This is a genomic window from Limimaricola litoreus (genome assembly GCF_024159025.1).
GTDB classification, from domain to species: domain Bacteria; phylum Pseudomonadota; class Alphaproteobacteria; order Rhodobacterales; family Rhodobacteraceae; genus Limimaricola; species Limimaricola litoreus.
Genome location: NZ_JAMYXC010000109.1, coordinates 1 through 10,216, shown reverse-complemented (window position 1 = coordinate 10,216; position 10,216 = coordinate 1). Strand labels below are relative to the sequence as shown.

Genomic DNA, 10,216 nt, shown 5'->3' with positions numbered 1-10,216 from the left:
GCAAGCGCCACGACACGGCGGCTCCGCAGGACCTCGAGCGCCGGCGCGACGGTCCGCGCCGAGAGCCCGGTGGCCACGGGGCGCCCCTCGGCATCGAGAAAATGCCCCAGAATCTCGCCCACCGCGCCGCCGCGCGTCACTTCGCGGATCTCCTCCGCGCGGATCATCCGGCTTGCCACCAATTGCGCGTCGGGCTCGGTCGTGCCGATGCCGACCAGCATCAAATCGGCCTGCGCGGCCATGTCGAAAACCTCGCGCACACCGGACTGGGCCAGCAGCACGTCGCGGTCGGCGCTCGAATTGGCAAAGAAGGGCAGCGGCAGCACATAGGCCTCGGCGCCGCTGCGGCCCGCCAGCCGGTGCATCACGTCGTGCGGATTGGCGGCATAGTTGCGCGCGAGCCCGCCCAGAAGCGACACGAAGCGCGATCCCATGGCATCGAAGGGGGGCATGGATTCGACCGCGGCGGCCAGCGTCCGCCCGTGTCCGATGCCAATGACCCCCCCCGGGTGCTGGGCGATCTCACGCTGCAGGAAAGCGGCACCCGCGGGGCCGAGCGCCCGCAGCGGCAGCCCCGGCTCACCCAGATCCGGCACCACCTCGCAGCCGCGCAGTCCAAATCGACCGGTCAGCTGCGCCTCCAACCGCGCGCAGTCGGCAATCTCGCCGACCACGGAGACCTTTACCGCACCGTTCTGCGCCGCCCAGTTGACCAGCCGATGCGCCTTGACGGGCGAGACGCCGATGCGCTCGGCCACCTCGGCCTGGGTCAGCCCGCCCGCGTAGTGCAGCCAGGCCGCCCGGATCGCCAGGCTCTCGTCGATCTCGCGTCGCTTCGCTGTCGTCGCCATGGCGCCGAAACCCTGCAATAAATTTCCAATATGGACATTTATTGCACCAACCTCCTCCGTCGGTCAAGTTAATATAACCCGCATATAACATGGGGTCGGCTCATCTCGCTCGCCCATAGAAGACGTCTACAACCCCCGTCCGAAGCCATGAACTGCCGTAAATTTCATGCTACATAAGCAGTCTTGCTCGTGACAGATGCAAGCAGGGATGCGCTTTATTGCCTGCGGCGCAAATTCTTTCATAATAACGTTGACAGACGGACGCCGTCTTAACATTATCATCACACGCCCAGCTTCCCGCCGGGCCAGGCGGAGCCGGCAGGAAGACCGGGCTGCTGCAAGTGGAGGAAGGCGTCACGCGCCGCAGCCAATCTGTTGCATCGGGGCCGCGCCGAGCTGTGAGCCCCCGTAAGTCACACCGGGATCCGTCCCGATCCGGAGGCCAGAGCCATGACCATGAAGGCCGATATATCCGAACCGCGGCGCCGCGGCGGCTGGAAGATCGCCGCAGCCATCGGTGCTGCGACCCTGCTTCTCGCCGCGATGGCGCTCGACACCAAGGTGGTGGTGCTGGGCTCCGAGGAGGATCTGCGCGAGCAGGCCTTCTCGCCCGAACGCTACGGCGTCGAGACGTTCCCGAGCGTCCGCGGCAGCATCCGCGACCGCGCCATCCCGGCCGCGGAGCTGGCAGAGGCCGTGCTGGCCGACCGCACCGCCGCCGCCGAGACCTACGGCGTGGGCTCCGGCACCGGCGCGGTGATACCGGTGCGGCTTGCCGGCACGATGGGCGAGGCGAAATCGGGCATCTATACCGTCGAGGTGCCCGATATGCCCGACGAGATCACCGTGCGGGTGCAGACCGGCCCCGCCATCAACGGCACCGAGCTGCGGGACGCGACCGGCGATATCGAGTTCGGCCAGTTCAAGAACCAGATCGAGTTCCAGAACGCCGGCGCCGCGCTCAACGACGCGATGAAAGCGGAGGTGCTCGGGGACATCGACACCGCCGCGCTCTCGGGCCGCGAGGTCGAGATCACCGGCGCCTTCCGGCTGATCAACCCCAAGAACTGGCTGATCACCCCGGTCGAGATGGCGGTCAAATGAGCGGCGCCGGCACCACCGGGGAGGCCGTGCTGCAGGCCCGCGACGTCGCCAAGTCCTATGGCAACGTCCAGGCGCTCAAGGGCGTGAACTTCGACGTGCATCGCGGCCAGGTCACCACGCTGTTCGGCGAGAACGGCGCCGGGAAATCGACGCTGATGAAGATCCTGTCCGGCGTGATCCGGCCGACCTCGGGCGAGATCCTTCTCGACGGGCGGCCGGTCGCCTTTCACTCCACCACGGAGGCGCGCGACCTTGGCATCTCGATCATCCACCAGGAGCTCAGTCTCGCGCCCAATCTCAGCGTGCGAGACAACATCTTCATGGGCCGCGAGATCACCACCGCCACCGGCGTCGATTACGCCGAGGAGGAGCGCCAGACCCGCGCGCTGATGGAGGAGCTGGAGGAGGACATCGACCCGCTGACCCCGGTCGAGGATCTGCGTCTCGGCCAGCAGCAGGTGGTCGAGATCGCCCGTGCGCTGTCGGTCAATGCCCGCATCCTGATCATGGACGAGCCGACCTCCGCCCTCTCGGCCTCGGAGGTCGAGGTGCTGTTCAAGGTGATCCGCGATCTCAAGGCGCGGGGCGTCTCGATCGTCTATATCTCGCATCACCTCGAAGAAGCCCTGCAGATCACGGATCACGCCGTGGTGCTGCGCGACGGCACGATGACCGCGCGGGCGCCGCGCTCCGAGATCGATCTCGAATGGATCGTCCGCAACATGGTCGGTGAGAACTTCGATCTCGGCTCGCCGCCCGAAGGCCATGCCATAGGCGATGTGGCGTTGAAAATCGACGGCCTCAGCGTTCCCGACGCCTCGGCGACAGGACGATCGGCGGTCGATGGTCTGTCGCTCGAATTGCGGGCGGGCGAGATCGTCTGCCTTTACGGGCTGATGGGCGCGGGCCGCACCGAAATGCTCGAATGCATCGCGGGACGGCTGCCCAAATCCGGTGGCCGGGTGCTCCTGGAGGGGCGCGAGCTGGGCCGCGCCAGCATCGCCGAGCGCATCGCGCGCGGCCTCGTGCTGGTGCCCGAGGACCGGCAGCGCGACGGGCTGGTGCAGACCATGAGCGTCGGCGAGAACCTGTCGCTGGCCTCGATCGGGGCCTTCACACGCGGCCTGTTCACCTCGCGCAAGCGCGAGAGGGATCTGGTCGACACGTCGATCCGCAACGTCACGATCAAGACCGATGGCGGCCAGGCCGCGATCGGATCGCTGTCGGGCGGCAACCAGCAGAAGGTGGTGATCGGCAAGATGCTGGCCACCAACCCGCGCGTGGTGATGCTCGACGAGCCCTCGCGTGGCATCGACATCGGCGCCAAGGCCGAGGTGTTCCGCCTGCTGGCCGAGGGCGCGCAGCGCGGGCTGGCGGTGATCTACTCGACCTCGGAAGTGGGCGAATGCCTGTCGATCGCGCATCGCATCATCGTCATGCGGCGCGGCAAGATCTCGGCCGAATTCGGCCCCGACGCCACGAAAGAGCAGATCATGGCCGCCTCCGGCGAGGCCGTGGTCGCATGAGCAACAGCAACATCGGAGTCATCGCCATGACCGACACCGGCACCATCCACAAGCGCGCGCGCGGGCTATTCGGCAACGGCTTCGACCTCGGGCGGCTTCTGCTCGAAGGCCGCGCCTTCTTCGCGCTGATCGCGATCATCATCACCTTCTCGATGCTGTCGCCCTTCTACTTCTCGACCGGCAACTTCCTGATCATGGCCAGCCACGTGGCGATCTTCGGCCTGCTGGCGGTCGGGATGATGCTGGTGATCCTCACCGGCGGCATCGATCTTTCGGTCGGCTCGACCCTGGGCCTTGCCGGGGTGGTCGCGGGCTTCCTGATGCAGGGCGTGACGCTCGAAGGCCTCGGCGTGGCGCTCTACCCGCCGGTCTGGGTCGTGGTGATCCTGACCTGCGCGGTCGGCGCGCTGGTCGGTCTGGTGAATGGCGTGCTGATCGCCGTCTTCAAGGTGCCCGCCTTCGTCGCGACGCTCGGCCTTCTCTATGTCGCGCGCGGCGTGGCGCTGCTGATGACCGACGGCCTGACCTACAACAATCTCGGCGGCAAGCCCGAGCTCGGCAATACCGGCTTCGACTGGCTCGGTTTCAACCGCGTCTTCGACGTGCCGATCGGTGTGCTGGTTCTGGCCGCGGTCGCACTCGGGGCAAGCCTGCTGCTGAACCGCACCGCCTTCGGGCGCTGGGTCTACTCCACCGGCGGCAACGCCCGCGCTGCCGAGCTGTCCGGCGTGCCGGTCAAGCGGGTGACGGTGCTGGTCTACGTGCTGTCGGGCATCTGCGCCGCCATCGCGGGGCTCGTGCTGAGCTCGCAGCTCACCTCCGCCGGCCCCACCGCCGGCACCACCTATGAGCTGACCGCGATCGCCGCGGTGGTGATCGGCGGCGCCGCCCTGACCGGCGGACGCGGCAATATCCGCGGCACGCTGCTGGGCGCCTTCGTGATCGGCTTCCTGTCGGATGGCCTCGTGATCATCGGCGTGAGCTCCTACTGGCAGACCGTCTTCACCGGCGCCGTGATCGTTCTCGCCGTGCTGCTGAACTCGATCCAGTACAGCCATCGCCGCCCCTCCTCGGCGGCGAAGCCCAAGACTTCCGCGACCCAAGGCTCGAAGGCCTGAGCGCGCAAGACCGCCGGGAAACCGGCAGACCAACACCAGCCACCCCAGGGAGAGAGAAAACCATGCCAACCAAACGCACCATCCTGCTTGCCGGCGCTGCCGCGATCGCCACCCCGCTTCTCGCCGGCGCCGCCATGGCGCAGGATCAGGGCCTGATCTCGATCATCGTCAACGATCCCTCGAACCCCTATTGGTTCACCGAGGGCGAGGTCGCCCGCGCCACCGCAGAGGAGCTCGGCTACGAAGCCGCCGTCGCCTCCCACAAGGGCGACACCAACACCGAGAGCAACCTGGTCGACACCGCGATCACCAACCAGGCCAAGGCGATCATCCTCGACCCGGCCAATGCCGACGGCTCGGTCGGCGCGGTGCGCAAGGCGGTGGACGCGGGCATCCCGGTCTTTCTCGTCAACGCCGAGATCAACGAGGCCGGCCTCGCCAAGGCGCAGCTGGTCTCGAACAACGCCCAATGCGCCGCCGACGGCGCGATCAAGTGGATCGAGCTGGTGGGCGACAGCGGCAAGTATGTCGAGTTCTTCGGCAACCCCGCCGACAACAACGCCGCCACCCGCTCCAATGGCTACGAGACGGTGCTGAGCCAGTATCCCGATCTGGAGAAGGTCGCCGAGGAGGTCGCCAACTGGGACCGCACCCAGGGCTATAACAAGATGCAGTCGATCCTGCAGGCCAACCCCGAGGTCGATGCCATCATCTCCGGCAACGACGAGATGGCGCTCGGCGCCATCGCGGCGCTCAAGGAGGCGGGCAAGCTCGAGGGCGTGGTGATCGGCGGCTTCGACGGCAACCCCGACGCGGTGGACGCGGTCAAGGCGGGCGAGCTTGCCTATACCGTGCTGCAGCCGGTCGCGGTCTTCGCCGAGGATGCCGTGCGGCAGGCCGATCACTTCATCCAGAACGACGAAACCATGGTCGACCAGGAGAAGCAGCTCTTCGGCTGCGAGCTGATCACCTCCGACAATGTCGAAAACTACACCGCGCCTTTCGTGCTGGAGCAGTGATCCTCCCTGCGCGCCGCTGCCTGGCGGCGCGCCCTTCTTGCGATGGCGGCTGGTCCGGCCAACCGCCATCGCTATGATGGAGAGATCATGACACGACCCATTCCCTCGCCCGCCCCCGCCATGCTGACCCTTCTGGGAGAGCAAGTGCCGGCCGACAGCCGCCAGGCACGTCAGCTGGAGCGGCGGCAACGCATGACCGAACTGGTCATGGCCGAAGGCACGATGCGGATCGAGGATCTGACCGAGCGTTTCGGTGTCAGCCTGATGACGGCGCATCGCGATCTCGATGACCTCATCGCACGCGGCCTGCTGCGCAAGAGCCGCGGGCTGGTCACGGCGGCTCCGAGCGGGTTGGCCGAAGCCTCCGATGTCTATCGCGCGAGCCAGAAAACCGCCGAGAAAGCGGCGATCGCGCGCGAAGCCGCCAAGCTGATCGAGCCGGGTCAGGCGATCTTCATGGACGATTCCACCACGGCGCTGCAGATGGTGCCGTATCTGGGCGATCTGGCCCCGCTCACGATCATCACCAACGGCCTGACCCTGATGGGGGCCCTGCGCGGCCAACGGGACCTGACCCTGATCGGGCTGGGTGGAGAGCTGCACAACTGGTGCAACGCCTTTCTCGGCCGAATGACCACCGGCGAGGTTGCGCGGCTGAGAGCGGATACCGTGTTTCTGTCCATGTCGGCCATCGACGGCGATGTCGTGCTGCACCAGTTCGCGGAGGTGGTGGACGTCAAGCGCGCGATGTTCGATGCCGCCGCTCGGCGGGTCCTGCTGACCGATCACAGCAAGTTTGGCCGCCGGGCCCTGCACGCCATGGCCCGGATCGACGAGTTCGACGTCGTGATCACCGATCAGGGCACACCGGTGGAGATCCGCGAGGCCATCGCGGCGCAGGGCGTCGAGGTGATCGTCGCCCCGCTTTAGAGCGCTCAGACCTCCAGATCGGCGATGGCCAGGACCGCCGCGGCCGCCTCTCGGCCCTTCTTGACGAAATGCGCGGTATAGAAGCCGCGATGCTCGGTCGTGTCCTGGAAGTGATGCGGCGTCAGCGATACCGAGAACACCGGCACACCGGTCTCCATTTGCGCCTGCATCAGACCCGACACCACGGCCTGTGCTACGAAATCATGCCGATAGATGCCGCCATCCACCACCAGCGCCGCCGCGACCACCGCGTCGAAGCGGCCGGTCTGCGCCAGCCGCTTGGCCAGCAGCGGCATCTCGAAGGCGCCGGGCACCTCGAAGGGCGTCACGGCAGCGGCGCGGCCGCTTTCGGCAATGGCGGCGTCGAAGCCGTCCTGCGCGCGGTCGACGATGTCGGCGTGCCAGCGTGCCTTGATGAAGGCGATTGAAAGATCGGTCATGGCTATCTCCCTGTCAGTCCGGTCGATCAGGGGACGCGCAGCGGCAAGCGTGGCGGTGCCGATCGGCCCGCCCCGCTTTATCCGTTCCCTCTCATCCGGACTATGACCGTCGGCGCCGGAATTTCACCGGACTCTGCTGACCCCGGCCATGCGGCCGGGGCGCTCGCGGGCTTTCACCGCCGGTGGGGAGTTTCACCCCGCCCCGAGAACATGCGTGATCTGCCCCGGATCGGCATCCGGGGCAAGGCCCCTCAGCGGGTCTCGTGATAACGCGCGTCGAGCGCGTCGATGGCTTTCACATTGTCGGCCGACTTGCCTTCGGGGTCGAAGGCGGCGCCGAGAAACGCATCGGCGATGTCCTTGGCCAGCTCCGCCCCCACGACGCGCGCGCCCATGGTGATGATCTGCGCGTTGTTCGAGGTCGCGGCCTTGCCGGCCGAATAGGTATCATGGGTCTGCGCGGCGCGGATGCCCGGCACCTTGTTGGCCGAGAGGCACACGCCGATGCCGGTGCCGCAGCACAGGATCGCGCGCTCGTATTCGCCCTCGAGCACGCCCTGGCAGACGCGGTCGGACAGGTCGGCGTAGAATTCGCCGCCCTGGGGCGGTGTGGACAGGTCGGACACGTCATGCCCCTTGACGCTCAGATGTTCGGCCAGCGCCTTGACCAGCGGCACGCCCGCGCTGTCGCCTGCGATCGCGAGTTTCATGATGGATCTCCTTCCGGATTGAATCAGATGACGGCGGCACAGCGGCGCAGGATGTCGAGATACCCCGCGACCTCCCAGGCCGAGCGCCCGATGAACAGCCCGTCGATCGCGGGCCGGGTGATGAGTTCGGCGCAATTGCCGTGGTTGACGCTGCCGCCATAAAGGCAGGGCAGCGGCCGCCCCGCGATGCGGGCCGAGACCTCCTTGATGCGGGCATGACGCGCCTCGGCATATTCGGCCGAGGCCGGCACGCCGCCCTCGCCGATCGCCCAGACCGGCTCGTAGGCCAGCAGGATGCCGGCCCCCTTCTGCCCCTCGTCGAGCCGCGCCAGAGCGCCCTCGACCTGCGCGGCCAGCACCGCGTCGGCGCGGCCCGCCTCCTTTTCCTCGGCGGTCTCGCCGATGCAGATCAGCGGCATCAGCCCGTGCCGGATGGCGGCCTCGGTCTTCAGCCCTACCGTCTCGTCGGTCTCGGCGAAATGGGCGCGGCGCTCGGAATGGCCCAGCTCGACGATGTCGAGCCCGCAATCGGTCAGCATCGGCGGCGAGATCTCGCCCGTCCAGGCGCCTTGATCCGCCCAGTGCATGTTCTGGGCGCCGACCTTCACATCGCTCTTCGCCAGCATCGCGGCCACTTCGCGCGCGGCGGTGAAGGGCGGGATCACGAAGCGCTGGATTCGCGGATCGCTTCCGGCTTCCGCCAGCCCTTCGGCAAAGGCGCGGGCCTCGGCCAGCGTCTTGTTCATCTTCCAGCTGGTGCCGATCCAGAGCCGGTCGTCCATGTCAGTCCCCTTCCGCGAAATGTAGCCTGATGCCGTCCTGGCGCAGCGCCTCGGCGCGGGCGCGTTCCAGCGCGTCGCTGGTCACCACACCGTCGAAATCCTCCAGATCGGCCAGGAGATGAAGCGCCATGCGCCCGAATTTCTGATGATCCACCATCAGGTAGCGCCGCGCCGCCGAGGCGATCATCGCCCGCTTGACCCCCAGCACCTCCTGGTCCTGATGAAAGGCGCTCCGCCCCGAGACTGCCGAGGAGGAGAGGAGCGCCATGTCGGCGCGCAGGTCGCGCAGAGCGGTTTCCGTCAGCACGCCGAAAAAGCCGTTGAACTTCGACGCGTAATTGCCGCCGAGCGCGATCAGTTCGATGCCCGGCTTGCCGGACAGGTCGGAGATCAGCCCCAGATTGTTGGTGATCACGGTAAGCGGCCGGATCGCCGCCAGATGCGGCGCCAGGGCCTGGCTGGTCGATCCGTCATCGACCATCACGCTCATCCCCGGCTCGACGAAGCCAGCGGCATGCCGGGCGATCCGCGCCTTTTCCTCGCCCGCCATGCGCGCGCGATAGCGGAAATCGCTCTCGAACTGGCCCGAGGATTCGAGCGTCGCGCCGCCGCGCAGCTTGCGCAGCCGCCCCTCGGCCTCCAGCGCGTCGAGATCGCGGTGGATCGTCATCTTCGACACGCCGAAGTGCTCCGCCAGCGCCTCGAGGGTGGCGCTGCCCTGCTCGACCAGCATCTCAACGATCTCGTGGCGGCGGTCCTCGGGTCTCAAATGAAATATCCTTGTCTTCTTGTCCGAGGAAATATCACAGGCTTACCGCCATTACAACATCATACATGTGATATTGTGATTTACAGTTGTGATATTTGTGATCTTCCGCTAGGAAATCTCACGACTCGTACAGGGAGCTTCCGATGACCGAACACGCCCCGGCGCTGGCCCGCGCCGCCACCGATGCTCGCGCCTTCGCGCTGGCCAACTGCATCCGCGCGCTCGCCATCGACGGTGTCGAGGCCGCGAATTCCGGCCATCCCGGCGCGCCGATGGGCATGGCCGAAGCGGCCACCATGCTCTGGACGCGGCACATGAAATTCGACGCCGCGCGGCCCGACTGGCCCGACCGCGACCGCTTCGTGCTGTCGAACGGCCATGGCTCGATGCTGCTCTATGCGCTGCTGCATCTCACCGGCTTCGAGGACATGCCGATCGAGGAGCTGAAGAACTTCCGCCAATGGGGCGCCCGGACCGCCGGCCACCCCGAATACGGCCATTCCGCGGGCGTCGACATTACGACCGGCCCGCTGGGACAAGGTCTCGCCGGTGCGGTCGGCATGTGCATGGCGGAGGCGCATCTTGCGGCGCGTTTCGGCCGCGAGGTGGTCGACCACCGCACCTGGGTGTTCTGCGGCGATGGGTGCCTGATGGAGGGCATCAGCCAGGAGGCGATCTCTCTGGCCGGTCACCTGAAGCTGGACAGGCTCTGCGTGCTCTACGACGACAATGGCATCTCGATCGACGGCGCCATCGACAAGGCCTTCACCGAGGACACCACCGGCCGCTTCGAGGCGGCCGGCTGGCAGGTGATCGCCTGCGACGGCCATGACGTGGCCGCGCTCGATGACGCGATCACGCGCGCCAAGGCCGAGACGGCCCGCCCGACGCTGATCCGCATGCGCACGGTGATCGGCCTGGGCTCGCCCAACAGGGCCGGGACCGCCGCCTCGCATGGCGCGCCGCT

At 67.2% G+C, this 10,216-nt stretch carries 11 protein-coding genes and 1 riboswitch; of the genes, 6 read left to right on the top strand and 5 right to left on the bottom strand.

Features of this window, described 5'->3' with window-relative positions:
- A partial coding sequence (locus NHG85_RS07155) for a sugar-binding transcriptional regulator (RefSeq protein ID WP_253331110.1) occupies nt 1-851 on the bottom strand: 851 nt, incomplete at its 3' end.
- Nucleotides 852-1,301: 450 nt separating this feature from the next.
- On the opposite strand from NHG85_RS07155, the gene NHG85_RS07150 reads away from it, so the two are divergent.
- The 5 genes from NHG85_RS07150 (at nt 1,302) to NHG85_RS07130 (ending at nt 6,548) form a co-directional block, all read left to right on the top strand.
- Nucleotides 1,302-1,955: a DUF2291 family protein gene (locus NHG85_RS07150; RefSeq protein WP_253331109.1), complete on the top strand. Its 654-nt coding sequence runs from the start codon at nt 1,302-1,304 to the stop codon at nt 1,953-1,955.
- A complete protein-coding gene (locus NHG85_RS07145; protein WP_253331107.1) occupies nt 1,952-3,481 on the top strand; it encodes a sugar ABC transporter ATP-binding protein in 1,530 nt (509 codons plus the stop codon). The genes NHG85_RS07150 and NHG85_RS07145 overlap by 4 nt, the downstream gene beginning before the upstream one ends.
- Nucleotides 3,478-4,599, top strand: a complete 1,122-nt coding sequence (locus NHG85_RS07140) for an ABC transporter permease (RefSeq protein WP_253331105.1) — start codon at nt 3,478-3,480, stop codon at nt 4,597-4,599. The genes NHG85_RS07145 and NHG85_RS07140 overlap by 4 nt, the downstream gene beginning before the upstream one ends.
- A 62-nt stretch (nt 4,600-4,661) precedes the next feature.
- A complete protein-coding gene (locus NHG85_RS07135; RefSeq protein WP_253331103.1) occupies nt 4,662-5,618 on the top strand; it encodes a D-ribose ABC transporter substrate-binding protein in 957 nt (318 codons plus the stop codon).
- An 87-nt stretch (nt 5,619-5,705) separates the two neighbouring features.
- The gene (locus tag NHG85_RS07130) at nt 5,706-6,548 is read left to right on the top strand and encodes a DeoR/GlpR family DNA-binding transcription regulator (RefSeq protein WP_253331101.1); all 843 of its coding nucleotides are present in this window, start codon (nt 5,706-5,708) and stop codon (nt 6,546-6,548) included.
- 5 nt (nt 6,549-6,553) lie between these two features.
- Here the strand turns inward: NHG85_RS07130 and NHG85_RS07125 are convergent, their stop codons facing one another.
- The 4 genes from NHG85_RS07125 to NHG85_RS07110 all read right to left on the bottom strand — a co-directional run bounded on the left by NHG85_RS07125 (nt 6,554) and on the right by NHG85_RS07110 (nt 9,249).
- Nucleotides 6,554-6,988, bottom strand: coding sequence for a 6,7-dimethyl-8-ribityllumazine synthase (locus tag NHG85_RS07125; protein ID WP_253331099.1), 435 nt, complete (start codon nt 6,986-6,988; stop codon nt 6,554-6,556).
- 79 nt (nt 6,989-7,067) lie between these two features.
- Nucleotides 7,068-7,202, bottom strand: a riboswitch (FMN riboswitch).
- Nucleotides 7,203-7,239: 37 nt separating this feature from the next.
- Nucleotides 7,240-7,698: a D-erythrulose-4-phosphate isomerase gene (derI, locus tag NHG85_RS07120; RefSeq protein WP_253331097.1), complete on the bottom strand. Its 459-nt coding sequence runs from the start codon at nt 7,696-7,698 to the stop codon at nt 7,240-7,242.
- 23 nt (nt 7,699-7,721) lie between these two features.
- Nucleotides 7,722-8,480 (bottom strand): triose-phosphate isomerase, encoded by a 759-nt coding sequence (locus NHG85_RS07115; RefSeq protein ID WP_253331095.1) that lies wholly within the window; start codon nt 8,478-8,480, stop codon nt 7,722-7,724.
- A gap of 1 nt (nt 8,481) precedes the next feature.
- Nucleotides 8,482-9,249, bottom strand: coding sequence for a DeoR/GlpR family DNA-binding transcription regulator (locus NHG85_RS07110; RefSeq protein ID WP_253331094.1), 768 nt, complete (start codon nt 9,247-9,249; stop codon nt 8,482-8,484).
- Nucleotides 9,250-9,392: 143 nt separating this feature from the next.
- Here NHG85_RS07110 and NHG85_RS07105 point away from each other — a divergent pair.
- A partial coding sequence (locus NHG85_RS07105; protein WP_253331092.1) for a thiamine pyrophosphate-binding protein occupies nt 9,393-10,216 on the top strand: 824 nt, incomplete at its 3' end.